Genomic DNA, 14,701 nt, shown 5'->3' on the forward strand with positions numbered 1-14,701 from the left:
TCGTACCCCGTGTGGGCCGCGACCGTATACGGTCGCGGCCCATTCGTTTTCGGTGCCCCCGGGGTGTCGGCCGTCCCTGGAATACTCCCGGTCGACCACGGCGGGGGATCTGGAAGGGAACGGGTATGCCGATCACCAATCAGCAGTTGAGCGCTCACGAATTCCTGGGGCTGATGTACGCGGACGACTACTACCCGCGGCATCTGGTCGATCTGGGGAAGGCGATTCTGGTGCGTCTGTGCGAGCGAATCGAGGCCGAGCGTCCCGGTGATCTGGCGGCGCTGTATTCGCTCACGCACGCGGCGACCGCGGAATTCAACGATCTCGAAGGTGAATTCGGTTCGACGGGAAGTGAATTCGACACCGTCGCGCGGGAGGAGATCGGCGAGGATTTCGGAATCGTGGCGGCCGCCTACGGTTTTCACGATGCGGATGTCGAGGAGCTGATCGCGCCCCGCGAGTGGTGACGGCCGGCGGGTGGGTCTCGCGTCTCTATCGGATCGCTCTGGGTGGACGTAGGGACAAAAAGTGCAGACTCGAAGGCATTCAAAGTCTTTGCGCCGCTTCCTAGTGTTGACCGTGTTGGTTCGGCCGGTTCAAGGAGGAAGCTCATGCGTGCGGTGGTTCAGAAGGCGTTCGGCGGGTCCGAGGTGCTCGAGGTGGTCGAGGTCGACAAGCCCGGCCTGCTCTCGGGTGAGGTGCTGGTGCGGGTGCACGCCAGTTCGGTGAATCCGGTGGACGTGGCGGTGCGGGCGGGGTATTTCCCGCTGCTCGGGCAGCCGCCGTTCGGGGTGGGGTGGGACTACTCGGGGGTGGTCGAGCAGGCCGGGCCGGGGGCTCGATACCGGGTGGGGGACGAGGTGTTCGGGATGCCGTTCTTCCCGCGGGCGGCCACGGGGTACGCCGAGTACGTCGCCGCGCCGTCCCGGCAGCTGGCGCGCAAGCCGAAGTCGGTGAGTCACGTGGAGGCGGCGGCGGTGCCGCTGGCGGCGCTGACCGCGTGGCAGGGGCTGGTGGATCACGCCGGCGTCGGCTCGGGGGACCGGGTGCTGATTCACCGGGCCGCGGGCGGGGTCGGGCACTTCGCGGTGCAGATCGCCAAGGCGCGCGGCGCGTACGTGATCGCGCTGGCGAGCGCGGCCAAGCACGATTTCGTGCGCTCGCTCGGCGCGGACGAGGTGATCGACTACCGCACAACCGATTACGCCGAGGTGCTCGGTGATCTCGACGTGGTGTTCGATTCCAACGCCGAGGGGGAGCGGGCGCTGCGGGTGCTGAAGCCGGGCGGGATCCTGGTGAGCATCATGGAGCACGTGAATCCGGAGCGGGCCGCGCAGGTGGAGGCCGCCGGGCGCCGGTTCGCGGGGGTGTCGGTGGAGCCGGACTACGCCGCGCTGGAGGCCATCGCCGAGCTGATCGACGCGGGTGCGCTGCGGCCGCACGTCTCGCTGGTGGTGCCGCTCGCGGAGGTGGCGCGGGCGCACGACGCGGTGGGGTCGGGGCAGACTGTGGGCAAAGTGGTGCTCACGCTCGATCGCGACTGAGTCGCGGGTCGGCGCCGGGGCCGGATCGACACGAGGAGAACGGGACGATGGACGTCCTCACCGAGGCGCTGGCCTCGATGCGAACGGGTGCGCCGTCCTCGGTGCGCACGCAGGGCCGCGCACCGTGGGGCATGCTGTTGCCGCCGGTGCTCGGCGCGGGGTTCCACGTCGTGCTGCAGGGCACGTGCTGGATCATCCCCAATGCCGAGACCGACGAGGCGATAGCGCTGGGCCCCGGCGACGTGATCTTCCTGCGCGACGGCGCCGGCCACATCCTGGCCGATCACCCGAGCACCCCCGCGTCGGTGCCGGGTCCCGATCGGTACACCTACGCCCCGCCGATCGGCGCCATATCGCTCGGTGGCGACGGCCCCCTGACGAGTCTGCTGTGCGGCAACTACCACCTGGACGGCGGCCGCCGTCACCCCCTGCTGCGCCAGCTCCCCGAGTTCATCCATCTCCCCGCCCGCCACGGCCACCACCCCGGCCTGACCGCCGCCGTCCAGCTCCTGGGCGCCGAGCTCGACAACCCCCGGATCGGCAGCCACGGCATAGTCCCCGCCCTGATCGACTCCCTCCTGCTCTACATCCTGCGCGCCTGGATCGAGGACCAGCCCGCCTCCGAGGCGGTGGGATGGGCTGCGGCCCTGCGCGATCCGGCGATAGCCCCCGCCCTCGCCGCGATGCACGAGCATCCCGCGACCCCCTGGACGGTCCAGTCCCTCGCCGACCACGCGGGCCTGTCCCGCGCCGCCTTCGCCAAACGCTTCACGACGATGGTCGGCGAGCCACCCCTGTCCTACCTGACCCGCTGGCGCCTGACGACCGCCGCGAAACTCCTCCGCGAACAAGACACCCCCGTCTCGACCGTGGCAACCCGAACCGGCTACACCTCCGAGTTCGCCTTCGCCAAGGCCTTCAAACGCGAGTACGGCCTCCCCCCGGGCCGCTACCGCCGCGGTTCCCAACCCGCCGCTTGATGATTCGGTCATGCTCCCATACAGCGATCGGGTGCTTGGCAGCGAGACGGCCGGAATGTATCTCCACTGATATCCTTGATATACGGATTGATATCAAGGAGGTAGTGCGATGGCGCGGACGGTTATCGACCTGGACGACGAGTTGCTGGCCGACGCCTCCAAGGCCCTGGGTACCAGCACGAAGAAGGACACGGTGAACGCCGCCCTCCGGGAGATCCTGGAAATTCGACGCCGGGCGGTGGCGCTCACGCGGCTACAGGAAGCGGTCGCCGACGAGGCGATCGACGTCAGCGTGTTCGAGGACAAGCGGAACTATCGCCGATGAGCGCGGCGCAGTTCCTCATCGACACGAGTGCGCTGGTGCCGCTGCTGCGAAAGGAACCGGACGCTGTCGTCTGGCAGCGGGTGGCCGCCGCGGGGTTGATCGCGATCTGCCCGATCACGGAACTCGAGTTCTGTTTCAGCGCCCGATCGATCGCGGATCGCGAACTGCTCGTCGAGCAGTTGCGCATCCTCTTCGGCTGGGAACCGGTCGATGACCGCGCGTACCGGCGCGCGTGGGAGGTGCAGGAACAGTTGACGAAGCGGGGCGAGCACCGCGGCGCGGGTCCGGTCGATCTGGTGGTGGCCGCGGCGGCCGAGCTCCGCGGACTGACGCTGCTGCACCGCGACCGCGACTTCGAGTGCATAGCGTCCGTCACCGGCCAGCCCCATCGACGCCTCGGGGTGATCTGAGGTCGCCGATCCGGACGCCGGGTCGCGCAGCGTGATCCTTTGCACGCCAAGGCATTTGCGCTACTTGTAGCAGGACCAGTTGTCGTCGACCTTGCGGGCCTGGAGGTCGGGGGACTGGTACTGCCAGATGCAGGCTATGCGCATGTCCACCTCGGACTGGCAGACCCAGGTCTTCTTGCCGTTCTCGAGGGTGACCACGGCGGCGCGGACGTTGTCGCTCGAGGGGAAGGTCTCGCGGCAGTAGCCGGGGAGATCCTTGATGCCGGTCATCGAGATGCCGTCGGGGCGGTAGCAGACGCCGCTGTTCGGGTCGTCGCGAGAGAAGCGGAGTTGCAGGTCGTTTCGCTGGTACTGCCAGTTGCAGGCCAGGTCCAGCTGGATCTCGGACATGCACTGGGCGCCGTTCACGCCGGTGAAGCCGTAGGAGATGCAGTGCTGCGCCAGATCGACGCCGCCGACGCGGGTGGTGGCGGGGGCCTTGGCGGCGTGGGTCTCGTAGCGTTGACCGCCGGCGAAACCGAGCACCAGGAAGACCACCGCCGCGGTGACCGACCCGATGACGATCCACGCCTTCTTGGGCACCTTCTTCAGCTGCGGGATCACATGGGTGGATATCGGTTCTATGAGGCTGGCGAGAAAGCTGAGCATCGGGCCCCCGGTCGAGTGATAGCCCCAGCCTACCAATGGAAACCGGCCGGTACCAGCGAGTTTCGGCCTCCGGCGCGATCCCCGATTTCCCAGGATTTCGCGGACGCCCGCGCCCGCGTCACCGCGACGACGAAAAACGCATCCCCGCCGCGATCGCGACGGGGATGCGTTCGAGTAGCCGAGAGCGTGAACTCAGAGCCAGGTGTCGAGGGTGGTGTTCGTCAGGAAGTGCTCGAGGTCCGCGCGCCACGGCGCGGGCACCGTCTTCTCCGGTTCGATGGCCGTGTACTGGCCCCGGTAGAACAGCAGCGGCCGCCCGGAATCGGTGGACTCGGACAGCGCCTGCACCCGGCCGATGACGATGTAGTGATCGCCGCCGTCCACGACCCGGTCCACGACGCACTCGATGGTGGCGAGCGCGTCGTCCAGCACCGGGAGTTCCAGTTCCGAAGTGCGCCAGCCGACCCCGGCGAACTTGTCGGGTTCACGGGAGCCGAAGCGCGCGCAGACCGGCTGCTGCTCCTCGGCCAGGATGTTCACGCAGAACTTCCCGTTGGCCTCGATCGCCGCCCAGGACTTGGAGCCCTTGGTGGGGCAGAACAGGACCAGGGGCGGTTCCAGCGAGAGGGCGGCGAACGATTGGCAGGCGAAGCCGATCGGCGCGCCGTCCTCCCCGAAGGTGGTGATGACGGTGATACCGGTGCAGAACTGGCCCAGCACATTGCGGAACTGCCGCGGATCGATGGCCGGCTGTTCGTCGGTCGTGGTCATTGTCGCCCTCTTCGTTCGCGCTACTTGAATCCGACGGTGAAGTCGTGACCCCACAGGCTGACCGCCGTGGACTCCCGGGCGATCCAGGAATCGTCCTCGACTTCCAAACCCTCGCAGCCGAATTCGATGTCGAATCCGCCCGGGGTCTTCATATAGAACGACAGCATCTTGTCGTTGATATGGCGACCGAGGGTAGCCGACATCTTGACCTTCTTGCGGTTGGCCCGATCCAGGCAGAGGCCGACGTCGTCGGAGTTCTCCACCTCGACCATGAGATGCACGATGCCGGTCGGGTTCGGCAGCGGCAGGAACGCCAGCGCGTGATGGCGCGGGTTGCAGCCGTAGAACCGCAGCCACGCCGGATCACCGTCGGCGTCGCGGCCGACCATCTGCGGTGGCAGCCGCATCGAGTCACGCAGCCGGAAGCCCAGGACATCCTGGTAGAACGCCTGCGCGGCGGCATCGTCGGTGCAGGTCAGCACCACGTGGCCCAGCCCCTGCTCGGCGGTCACGAACTTGTGGCCGTACGGGCTGACGAAGCGGCGGCCCAGGTACTGCATGCCGTAGAACGCCTCGAGGACGTTGCCCGCCGGGTCCGCGAACCGGATCATGCCCTCGACGCGGCGCTCGGCGAGCTCGTCCTTGGTGCCCTCGGTGAACTCGACGCCGTGCTTGGCGAGGGTCTCCCGAAGTCGTTGCAGCGCGGGCCCGTCGGTGACCTCCCAGCCCGAGACGAGCAGCCGGTCGCTCTCGTGCGGAACGATCACCAGGCGCGCCGGAAAATCGTCCATCCGCAGGTAGAGCGCGTCCGGGTCGGGCCCGGTGCCCTCCATCATGCCGAGCACTTTGAGCCCGTACTCACGCCAGGCCGCCATGTCGGTGGCCCCGATGCGCATGTATCCGAGAGCTCGAATACCCATGGTCACTTCTCCTTGACGCCGAGCAGGAAGTCGGTTGCCAGGCGGTTGAATTCGTCGAACTTCTCCAGCTGCGCCCAGTGCCCGCAGCCGCCGAACACGTGCAACTGCACGCGCGGCACCATCTTCAGCGCGACCAGCGCGCCGTCGATCGGGTTGACCCTGTCCTCGCGGCCCCAGACCATGAGCACGGGCTGGCGCAGCTTGTACGCGTCACGCCAGATCATGCCCTTCTCGAAGTCCGCGCCCGCGAAGGACTTACCCATCGCGCGGGTGGCCTCGAGGGACTCGGGCAGCGACGCCGAGGCGAAGCGCTCGTCGATCAGCTCCGGGGTGATGAGCTTCTGGTCGAACACCATGATCCGCAGGAACGCCTCGAGGTTCTCGCGGGTCGGCTGGTAGTTGAACTTGCTCAGCAGCTTGACGCCCTCGGTGGGGTCCGGCGCGAACAGGTTGGTGGACAACCCGCCGGGGCCCATGAGCACGAGCTTGCCCGCGCGATCGGGGTAGTCCAGCGCGAACCGGGTGGCCGCGCCGCCGCCGAGCGAATTGCCCAGCAGGTGCACGCGTTCGGTGATCCCGAGGGTGTCCAGCAGGTCCTTGAGTGCGGACGAGCTGTGCACGAAGTACTGCGGGTGATCGACCGGCTTGTCCGACAGCCCGAACCCGGGCTGATCCACCGCGAGCACGTGGAATTCCCGCGCCAGCACCGGGATGTTCTTCGAGAAGTTGGACCACGACGACGCGCCGGGCCCGCCGCCGTGCAGCAGCACGATGGTGGGGCCGTTGCCGACGCCCGCCTCGTGGTAGTGCAGCTTCAGGTCTTCGCGGACCTGGGCGTACTTCGAGGTGGACTCGAAGGTGATCTCTTCGACAGTGGTCATGGACTACACCATCGTGTCGGTGATCGGGAGCCCGAACGCGTGGGTGCCGTACATGACGTAGGCGCGCTCGGCGTCGTTGGCGGCGTGCACGCGGCCGGCGTGCGCGTCGCGCCAGAAGCGCTGCAGCGGAGTGCCGTTGGCGAGCGCGGTGGCGCCCGAGGCCTCGAACAGCTTGTCGATGGAGGCCACGGCGCGGCCGGTGGCGCGCACCTGGTCGCGGCGGGCGCGGGCGCGCACGTCGAACGGCACCTCTTCGCCGGCGACCAGCAGCGCGTACTCGTCGGCCACGTTGCCCGAGAGCTGACGCCAGGCGGCGTCGATGTCGCTGGCGGCCTCGGCGATGCGGACCTTGCCGAACGGGTCGTCCTTGGCGGCCTCACCGGCGTAGGCGGCGCGCAGGCGCTTGCCCTGGTGCTCCACGTGCGCCTCGTACGCGCCGTAGGCCATGCCGACGATCGGCGTGGAGATGGTGGTGGGATGGATGGTGCCCCACGGCATCTTGTACACCGGGTCGGTGTTCTGCTCCAGGCCCGGCGACTTCAGCTCGCCCATGGCGCGGAAGCTGAGGAAGCGGTGCTTGGGCACGAAGACGTTCTCCACCACGATGGTGTTGGAGCCGGTGCCGCGCAGGCCCACCACGTTCCACACGTCGTTGATGACGTATTCGGTGCGGGGGATGAGGAAGCTGCCGAAGTCGACCGGCTTGCCGTTCTTGATGACCGGACCGCCGACTACGACCCAGTCCGCGTGGCCCGAGCCCGACGACCAGGCCCAGGAACCGTTCACGGTGTAGCCGGTGCCGTCCTCGGTCACCAGGCCCGCACCCATGGGCGCGTAGGAGGAGGAGATGCGGACGTCGGTGTTCTCGCCCCACACCTCTTCCTGCGCGCGCTGGTCGAACAGAGCGAGGTGCCAGTTGTGCACGCCGATGATGCCGGCGACCCAGCCGGTGGAACCGCACGCGCTGGCGATCTTGCGAACGGTGTCGTAGAAGACGACGGGGTCCGCGGCGTAGCCGCCCCACTGACGCGGCTGCAGCAGCTTGAAGAAGCCGGCCTGCTGGAGATCCTTGATGGACTCCTCGGGAATCTGCCGCAGGTCCTCGGCTTGCTGGGCCCGCTCGCGGAGAGTGGGCAGCAGTGCCTCGACCCGCTCAACTACTTCTTGCGTCATCGCGCCAGTTGCTCCTGCCTGGGTAATCGGGCGGTTCTCGTTTGTCTCTGAGACTAGAACACGTTCTTATTTATGTCGAGAACAGAGGGCGTCGGCCGGACCGATCCGGGCGCGGCGTGCCTCACAAGGACTTTTGTCCGTTGTTTGGGCGGACAGCTGGCGTGAAGCGCCGCTGTTTTGTAACGTGTTCTAGTACTTCCAGAGGAGGATGACAATGTCGACAACCCCGCCGGGTCCCCGTGGGAAGGTTCGCGAAATCGACGTGGGTGCCATGCCCACCCGGTACGCCCGGGGCTGGCATTGCCTGGGTCTCGCGAAAACCTTCCGTGATGGCAAGCCGCACTCGGTCCAGGCCTTCGGGACCAAGCTGGTCGTATTCATGGACAGCAAGGGTGATCTGAAGATCCTCGACGGCTACTGCCGGCATTTGGGCGGCGATCTGTCCATGGGCGAGGTCAAGGGCGATTCCATCGCGTGCCCGTTCCACGATTGGCGCTGGGGCGGCGACGGCAAGTGCACCGGCATCCCGTACGCGCGGCGCGTTCCGCCGCTGGCGCGGACCCGGTCCTGGCACACGCTCGAGCGTAACGGGCAGCTGTTCGTGTGGCATGACCACGAGGGCAGCAAGCCCACCGACGAGGTCACCATCCCGTACATCGACGGGCCGTTCAAGGATGCCGACGGCAACCAGCTCGAGGAGCTGTCCGGCGAGTGGACGGACTGGACCTGGAACTCGTTGCTGATCGAAGGCGCCAACTGCCGCGAGATCATCGACAACGTCGTCGACATGGCGCACTTCTTCTACATCCACTACGCCTACCCGACGTATTTCAAGAACGTGTTGGAGGGCCATATCGCCACCCAGTACCTCGAGACCAAGGGGCGTCCGGACAAGGGTGCGGCGGCCGAGGCGGGCATCGACACGCTGCTCAAGTCCGAAGCCTCGTACTTCGGTCCGTCGTACATGGTCAACCCGCTGCTGAACATCTACAGCGGGTTCGAGGTCAAGACCGTTCTGATCAACTGCCACTACCCGGTCACCCAGAACTCGTTCGTGCTGCAGTGGGGCGTCGCGCTGCAGAAGCCCAAGGGCCTGCCCGACGATCAGGCCGAGGGCTTCGCGCGGAAGATGACCGACGGCGTCAGCGAGGGCTTCCTGCAGGACGTCGAGATCTGGAAGCACAAGTCCAAGATCGACAACCCGCTGCTCACCGAGGAAGACGGCCCGGTGTACCAGCTGCGCCGGTGGTACGACCAGTTCTACGTCGATATCGCCGACGTGGATCCGAAGTCGACGCAGCGCTTCGAGTTCGAGGTCGATACCACCAAGGCCAATGAAGCCTGGGCCATCGAGGTCGAGGAGAATATGGCCAAGAAGCGCGAAGCCAAGGAGGCCGCCGCGGCCGCCGAAGCCGCGGGCGCTGAGACCTCGCAGGAGGCGAACGTCTGATGACCACCTGGGCGAAGGCACCCGATTTCGCGGACCGTCCCGAGCGGCAAGCGCAGGTGCGCGCCCAGACGGTCATCGACAAAGCGCACTACATGGAGTCCGGGCTGACGCCGATCGCGTGTCAGTCCTGCGGGACCGAGGTCATGGTTCGCAAGCACAGCTCGAACCAGAAGACGGTGCAGTGGACGGTCAATCCGGCCGATCACTGCCCGGTCTTCCGCAAGATGGCCGAGGCCGGGCCGATCTTCGGTAGGCCGGACTCCTGCCCGAACCTCGAGAAGACCATCGACCACGCGGTCGCCGAAGGTCTGCTCGAAATAGACGACTAGTCCAGACGGAAGTCTGCGAAGTCGAATCCCGGGGCGACGACACAGCTCACCAAGGCATAGTCGTCGCCCATCGGGCGGGCGGATTGGGAAACCCCACCGGGAACCACCGCCTGGGGCCGTTGCCCCTGCTCGGCATCGGGTCCGAGGATGATCTCCTCACCCCCGATGTTCAGCAGGAGGGGACCGCCACGATGCCACATCCAGATCTCGTCCGAGCGCACCGTGTGCGGTGCGGACTGCTCTCCGGCCAGGAGCAGGAAGTAGATGGCCGTCGCGCTCGAGCGCGGGCCGTCGTAGCCCTCGGGCTCGAATTCCACCGCACTGCGCCAGGTCTCGCGATACCACCCGCCTTCGGGGTGCGGCTGTAGATCCAGCTCGGCGGCGAGTTTCGGCCGATCATCGCTCATGGGGCCACCCTAGCCCGGCCGGCGTCGCGGCCGCGCGAGGTGACCGGGTCACCGGGGTTCGATGCTCCAGGTGATGCCGTGCGGCGCCAGGGAATTCAGGAACTCCTCGGCCTCGAAGGCCTCCGCCGGTGCGAGCGCGCCGGGCGCGATGCCGCCCGCCGCCAGCCGCACCGCCACCTCGACCGCCATGATCGCCGAATCGCGGTAGGAGTCCACGCCGTCGACCAGGCCGCGCACGCTCGCGCCGTCGGCGCCGTAGGCGTCCACGATCAGGTAGTACCGCAGATCCGCGTCCGGCGCCTCGGGCATGGAATCCAGTGCCGCGGCGGTGAATCCGCTCAGATGCGCGTTGATCGACGCCGCCACCGCGCCCGCCACGTAGGCCACGGCCGAATGCCGGGGGATGGTGAGTACCGAGGACTGCGGGAACTTCACCACCGGCGTCGGAGCGGTCTCCCCGGGGAAGATCATCTCCGGATGCCTGGTCGCCGCGCCGACCCGCAGTGCGCCGTTCTCGTAGTGGTAGCCGCCGCCGATGAACCAATCCCGGCTCGCCAGTACGGTTTTCGCGCTGCCCTTGGAGCCGTTGCCGCCGCTGCGGCTGAGGTGGCTCAGTACCACCTCGGCCGGTCCCTGCACCCGGCGGGCGACCAGGTGGCCCAGCAGATCGCCGGTCAGGTTGTTGTCGGTGATGCCCGAGAGCAGGGTGATCCCGGCGGCTTCGGCTGCCGCGCCGTGGTTCTCGAAGACCCGCTCCAGGAAGAGCTGTTCGCCCGAGGTGTCGGTGTAGTGCGCGCCCGCCTCGACGGCCGCGGCCACCACGGCCTCGCCGTGCTCGATGAAGGCGGACAGCGCGCTGATCACCACGTCGGCGCCGGCGAACGCGGCGACGAGGGCGGCGTGATCACTCAGTTCGGCGACGCGGACCTCGGCGTCCGGCAGGCCCGCGGCGGTGGCGGCGGTACGCAGGCGATCGGCGTTGCGGCCGACCAGGATCGGGGTCAGGCCGAGCTCCCGGATCCGGTCGAGGAGGTGGCCGGCGGTGTGGCCGGTGGCGCCGTAGACGGCGATGGCGGCGGGGCGCGGGGTGGTGGAGTCTGCCGGAGCGGTCGAGGTGGTGGCTGCCGGGGCGGGGCTGGTCGATGTCATGTATCGAAGATTATTGAGACTTGATGAGCATATGAATGGCTGTTCGGCTCGCTTTCATATCCGATTCGCTCACGACGTGAGTGTGGAAGTCATGTCGCCCGCGCGCTAGGGTGGGCCGGTGGATATTCTCAGCGAGACCATCGCGGCGATTCGCACCGCGAACCCCACCTCCGGGATGTTCGTCCGGCACGCGCCGTGGGGCCGGAGCTATCCGCTGATGCCGGGCGCGGGATTCCATGTGGTGCTGCAGGGTTCGTGCTGGGTGCTGACCCCGGCGGGGGAGTCCATCGCGCTCGGGGCCGGGGACGTGCTGCTCATGCCGCGCGGCGCGGATCATCTGCTCGCCGACGATCCGGGTACGCCCATCACCGAGATCGCCAGGCCCGGTGAGCCGCGCGAGATCGTCGGGCCGGGTCCGCGCACCGCGCTGCTGTGCGGCGCGTACGAGCTGGGCGGCAAGCGCGGCCATCCCATGCTGGACGAGCTGCCGGAGTTCATCCACCTGCCCGCGCGGCCCGGCAGGCATCCGGCGCTGCGCGCGGCGGTCGATCTGCTCGCGGGTGAACTCGCCGAACCCCGGCCGGGATCGGACGCGGTGGTGCCGTCCCTGCTGGACGCGCTGTTGCTGTTCGCGCTGCGGGCGTGGTTCGACGAGCAGTCGGCGGTGCGGGCCCCGGGCTGGGCGGGCGCGTTCACCGATCCGGCGGTGACGACTGTGCTGCGGGCGATTCACGAGGCGCCCGAAAAGAACTGGACGGTACCTGAATTGAGCGACCTGGCCGGGGTGTCGCGGGCGACCCTGGCGCGCCGCTTCACCGGCACGGTCGGGGAGCCGCCGCTGGCGTACGTCACGCGCTGGCGCATGCTCACCGCGGCGCGACTGCTGCGGGAAACGGATACGCCATTGGCCGGAATTGCCCGAAAAGTCGGTTATCAATCGGAATTCGCGTTCGCGAAAGCCTTCAAACGGGAGTATTCTCTCGCGCCCGGGCACTATCGGCGCGCGATCGGCACTCCGGATGTCATTGCGGTGTAAGGCTTCTCGAATCATCGTGGCTGTGCGCCCGGAACGGGCTCTACCCTGGTCAAGATGACGGATTGGCGTAGGCGCACGGGGCCGATCGGGGTCCTCACCGGAGCGGGGATATCCACCGACTCCGGAATTCCGGATTTCCGTGGTCCGCGCGGGGTCTGGAAAGCCGATCCCATCGCCGAACTGCTCTCGACCTACCAGAACTACGTGGCCGATCCGGAACTGCGCGTGCGCTCCTGGCAGGCCCGCCGCGACAATCCCGCCTGGGCCGCCCGGCCCAATCCCGCGCACGAGGCACTCGTGCGGCTGGCCGCGGCGGGGCGCGAGGTCGGCATCATCACCCAGAACATCGATCGACTGCATCAGCGCGCCGGATCCGAATCGGTCGTCGAGATCCACGGCAACATGTTCGACGTGGTCTGCGTCGACTGCGCGTACACGGCCACCATGCGCGCGACCCTGGACCGCGTCGCCGCCGGGGAACCCGACCCGCCGTGCCCGGACTGCGGGGGAATCCTCAAGGCGGACATCATCATGTTCGGCCAGCAACTCGATCCCGAGGCCATTCGCGCCGCGGTCGAGATCGCCGAGGACAGCGCGATCTTCCTGGCCGTCGGCACCTCGCTGCAGGTCGAGCCGGCCGCCTCCATGTGCGCGCTGGCGGTGGACAGCGGCGCGGATCTGATCATCGTCAACGCCGAGCCCACGCCCTACGACGTGTACGCCGCCGAAGTGCTGCGCGAACCCATCGGGGTGGCGCTGCCGCGTCTGGTCGAGGAAGTGCTCGCGGCCTGAGCCCGCGGGGCGCGTGTTCCGGAGAGTTCGCAGGGAGGTGACGTGCGGGGTGACGCCGGTCTGGGACCGGCGTAGGTAGATCGTCAGCGCGTGGAATCGAGGTCGTCGTGAATCTGTCGAGGCGTCAGCTCTTGCAAGTCGGTGGGGGAGTGGGATTCGCGGCGATGCTCGCCGCGTGCGGGGACGGGGACACCGGACCGGTCGTGATCTCGGGCCCGCCGCAGCCGGGCGGCACCCTGCGCGTCGGCGCGCTCGGGCGGCCGGGCGCGATCAGCCGGGACCCGCACGGCACGCAGGCCAACGAGAGCGACTACCTGATACTCAGCCTGCGCTACGACACCCTCACCGTGCCCGGCAGCGGCGTGCTGACCAAGCCGCGCCTGGCCACGGCGTGGCAGTCCTCGCCCGACCTGCGCACCTGGCGCTTCACCGTGGCGCCCGGTGCGAAGTTCCACGACGGCAGACCGGTCACCGCCGAGGACGTGGTGTTCTCCCTACGCCGATTACGCGACCTGCCCGCCGGGCCGTCGCGGCTGCCCGGGGTGCGATCCGAGAGCATCACCGCGGACGGGCCGGGCACCGTGGTGCTGGTCTCGGACTACCCCAATGCCGAACTGCCGCTGTCGACCCGGCTCGCCACCTTCGTGGTGCCCGCCGGCACCACCGACATCGAGAACGCGCCCGGCACCGGGCCCTTCGCCCTGGAATGGTTCCGGGGCGGCAACGCGCGCCTGGTGCGCAATCGCGAATGGTACGGCGGCGAGGTGTATCTCGACGCCATCGAGGTGAGCGTGTTCGAGAGCACGCAGGCCATGGCGACCGCGCTGCTCGCCGGGCAGATCGACCTGGCCTCCAACGCCGGTGCGGTGGCGGCGCGGACGGCACAGGGGCGCAAGGACATCCAGGTGCTGCGCCGGCCGGACGACACGGCCATGCCGATCGTCATGCGCGCGGCGCCGGGCAGTCCCTACGCCGATGCCCGGGTGCGCGAGGCGCTGCGGCTGGCCGTCGACCGTGAGGCGATGGTGGCGCAGACCCTGTCCGGGTACGGGGTGGTCGGCAACGACGTGCTCGGCACCGGTGATCCCGGGTACGCCCGCGCGCTGCCGCAGCGCACCCGTGACCTCGACCGGGCCCGGACGCTGCTGGCCCAGGCCGGTTTCGACACCGGCCGGACGTACCGGCTGCACACCACCGAAGACATTGCCGGACTGGCGGAGTCGGCGACCCTGTTCGCCACCCAGGTGCGCGAGGCCGGCGTGCGGATCGAGGTGGTCAAACAGGAGTCCGGGGCGTTCTGGGACGACACCTGGCTGAAGGGCGACCTGTACACCACCTACTGGGGCACCAACGACTCGGTGCTGTTCCTGGCCGGTCGCATCATGCTGACCGACAGCAGCCGCAACGAGGCCGCCTGGCACGATCCCGAGTTCGACGCCGCCTACCAGCGCGCGGTGGGCGCGCCGGATCCGGCCGCCCGCGCCGCGGCCCTGACCGAAGTGCAACGCCTGCAACACGATCGCTCCGGCTACCTGCTCTGGGGCGTGGCCGACGGCATAGATCTGGCCCACACCCGCGTACAGGCCCTCCCCACGGTCCCCGGCTTCGGCCGCGTCCAACTCGAGCGCACATGGCTGGCCCGCTGACCCCCGGCCACCCCGCCGACTCGGCCCCGGCGGAGATCCGCACGTCTCCCGAACCCGCCCAGCCCGCCCGAAGCGGCACAGCGGATGTGGATTCGCGGCCCGGCGGCCGCCCTCGGAAGTCGCTGCACGGCAGCTACTTCGACCACGGCTCCCGCTCCACCCCTCGCCGCCGGATCCCGATCGAGTCGCCCGAACCCCTTCGGACGCCCCGCCCGGTACCCGGCGGCACGGTCTTCAGCG

At 68.5% G+C, this 14,701-nt stretch carries 17 protein-coding genes; 10 read left to right on the plus strand and 7 right to left on the minus strand.

Going from position 1 to position 14,701, the window contains the following annotated elements:
* Positions 1 to 125 precede the first annotated feature (125 nt).
* The 5 genes from ACWDOP_RS22595 (at position 126) to ACWDOP_RS22615 (ending at position 3,259) form a co-directional block, all read left to right on the plus strand.
* Positions 126 to 467: a DUF5713 family protein gene (locus ACWDOP_RS22595; RefSeq protein WP_456346657.1), complete on the plus strand. Its 342-nt coding sequence runs from the start codon at positions 126 to 128 to the stop codon at positions 465 to 467.
* A gap of 144 nt (positions 468 to 611) precedes the next feature.
* On the plus strand, positions 612 to 1,544 hold the full coding sequence (locus tag ACWDOP_RS22600) for an NADP-dependent oxidoreductase (protein WP_456346658.1): 933 nt from the start codon (positions 612 to 614) through the stop codon (positions 1,542 to 1,544).
* 47 nt (positions 1,545 to 1,591) lie between these two features.
* Positions 1,592 to 2,524 (plus strand): AraC family transcriptional regulator, encoded by a 933-nt coding sequence (locus ACWDOP_RS22605; protein WP_456346659.1) that lies wholly within the window; start codon positions 1,592 to 1,594, stop codon positions 2,522 to 2,524.
* Positions 2,525 to 2,633: 109 nt separating this feature from the next.
* The gene (locus ACWDOP_RS22610; RefSeq protein WP_456346660.1) at positions 2,634 to 2,849 is read left to right on the plus strand and encodes a type II toxin-antitoxin system VapB family antitoxin; all 216 of its coding nucleotides are present in this window, start codon (positions 2,634 to 2,636) and stop codon (positions 2,847 to 2,849) included.
* The gene (locus tag ACWDOP_RS22615; protein ID WP_456346661.1) at positions 2,846 to 3,259 is read left to right on the plus strand and encodes a PIN domain-containing protein; all 414 of its coding nucleotides are present in this window, start codon (positions 2,846 to 2,848) and stop codon (positions 3,257 to 3,259) included. Before ACWDOP_RS22610 ends, ACWDOP_RS22615 begins: the two co-directional genes overlap by 4 nt.
* Positions 3,260 to 3,319: 60 nt before the next feature.
* Here ACWDOP_RS22615 and ACWDOP_RS22620 read toward each other — a convergent pair whose 3' ends face one another.
* The 5 genes from ACWDOP_RS22620 to hsaA form a co-directional block, all read right to left on the minus strand.
* Positions 3,320 to 3,907, minus strand: a complete 588-nt coding sequence (locus ACWDOP_RS22620; protein WP_456346662.1) for a hypothetical protein — start codon at positions 3,905 to 3,907, stop codon at positions 3,320 to 3,322.
* Positions 3,908 to 4,099: 192 nt separating this feature from the next.
* A complete protein-coding gene (gene hsaB / locus ACWDOP_RS22625) occupies positions 4,100 to 4,678 on the minus strand; it encodes a 3-hydroxy-9,10-secoandrosta-1,3,5(10)-triene-9,17-dione monooxygenase reductase subunit (RefSeq protein WP_454208127.1) in 579 nt (192 codons plus the stop codon).
* Between the two features lie 20 nt (positions 4,679 to 4,698).
* Positions 4,699 to 5,598, minus strand: a complete 900-nt coding sequence (gene hsaC, locus ACWDOP_RS22630) for an iron-dependent extradiol dioxygenase HsaC (RefSeq protein ID WP_454208128.1) — start codon at positions 5,596 to 5,598, stop codon at positions 4,699 to 4,701.
* A 2-nt stretch (positions 5,599 to 5,600) separates the two neighbouring features.
* The gene (gene hsaD / locus ACWDOP_RS22635; protein ID WP_454208129.1) at positions 5,601 to 6,479 is read right to left on the minus strand and encodes a 4,5:9,10-diseco-3-hydroxy-5,9,17-trioxoandrosta-1(10),2-diene-4-oate hydrolase; all 879 of its coding nucleotides are present in this window, start codon (positions 6,477 to 6,479) and stop codon (positions 5,601 to 5,603) included.
* Positions 6,480 to 6,482: 3 nt separating this feature from the next.
* A complete protein-coding gene (gene hsaA / locus ACWDOP_RS22640) occupies positions 6,483 to 7,652 on the minus strand; it encodes a 3-hydroxy-9,10-secoandrosta-1,3,5(10)-triene-9,17-dione monooxygenase oxygenase subunit (RefSeq protein WP_456346663.1) in 1,170 nt (389 codons plus the stop codon).
* A 214-nt stretch (positions 7,653 to 7,866) separates the two neighbouring features.
* Between hsaA and ACWDOP_RS22645 the strand changes: the two genes are divergently transcribed.
* Positions 7,867 to 9,102: a Rieske 2Fe-2S domain-containing protein gene (locus tag ACWDOP_RS22645; protein ID WP_454208131.1), complete on the plus strand. Its 1,236-nt coding sequence runs from the start codon at positions 7,867 to 7,869 to the stop codon at positions 9,100 to 9,102.
* Positions 9,102 to 9,431, plus strand: coding sequence for a hypothetical protein (locus tag ACWDOP_RS22650; protein WP_454208132.1), 330 nt, complete (start codon positions 9,102 to 9,104; stop codon positions 9,429 to 9,431). The genes ACWDOP_RS22645 and ACWDOP_RS22650 overlap by 1 nt, the downstream gene beginning before the upstream one ends.
* On the opposite strand, the gene ACWDOP_RS22655 is transcribed toward ACWDOP_RS22650, so the two are convergent.
* Both ACWDOP_RS22655 and ACWDOP_RS22660 read right to left on the minus strand, forming a co-directional pair.
* Complete coding sequence (locus ACWDOP_RS22655) at positions 9,428 to 9,838, minus strand: cupin domain-containing protein (RefSeq protein WP_456346664.1); 411 nt, start codon at positions 9,836 to 9,838, stop codon at positions 9,428 to 9,430. The two genes, ACWDOP_RS22650 and ACWDOP_RS22655, sit on opposite strands and share 4 nt — an antisense overlap.
* A 48-nt stretch (positions 9,839 to 9,886) precedes the next feature.
* Positions 9,887 to 10,987 carry a saccharopine dehydrogenase NADP-binding domain-containing protein gene (locus tag ACWDOP_RS22660; RefSeq protein WP_456346665.1) on the minus strand — a complete coding sequence of 367 codons (1,101 nt, stop codon included), beginning with the start codon at positions 10,985 to 10,987 and terminating at the stop codon, positions 9,887 to 9,889.
* Positions 10,988 to 11,105: 118 nt separating this feature from the next.
* Here ACWDOP_RS22660 and ACWDOP_RS22665 point away from each other — a divergent pair, with 118 nt between their 5' ends.
* The 3 genes from ACWDOP_RS22665 to ACWDOP_RS22675 all read left to right on the plus strand — a co-directional run bounded on the left by ACWDOP_RS22665 (position 11,106) and on the right by ACWDOP_RS22675 (position 14,461).
* The gene (locus tag ACWDOP_RS22665) at positions 11,106 to 12,023 is read left to right on the plus strand and encodes an AraC family transcriptional regulator (RefSeq protein ID WP_456346666.1); all 918 of its coding nucleotides are present in this window, start codon (positions 11,106 to 11,108) and stop codon (positions 12,021 to 12,023) included.
* Between the two features lie 54 nt (positions 12,024 to 12,077).
* Positions 12,078 to 12,815 carry an SIR2 family NAD-dependent protein deacylase gene (locus ACWDOP_RS22670; RefSeq protein ID WP_454208136.1) on the plus strand — a complete coding sequence of 246 codons (738 nt, stop codon included), beginning with the start codon at positions 12,078 to 12,080 and terminating at the stop codon, positions 12,813 to 12,815.
* A gap of 149 nt (positions 12,816 to 12,964) precedes the next feature.
* On the plus strand, positions 12,965 to 14,461 hold the full coding sequence (locus ACWDOP_RS22675; RefSeq protein WP_456346667.1) for an ABC transporter substrate-binding protein: 1,497 nt from the start codon (positions 12,965 to 12,967) through the stop codon (positions 14,459 to 14,461).
* The last annotated feature ends 240 nt before the right edge of the window (positions 14,462 to 14,701 follow it).

The organism is Nocardia sp. NPDC003693, from assembly GCF_053981095.1.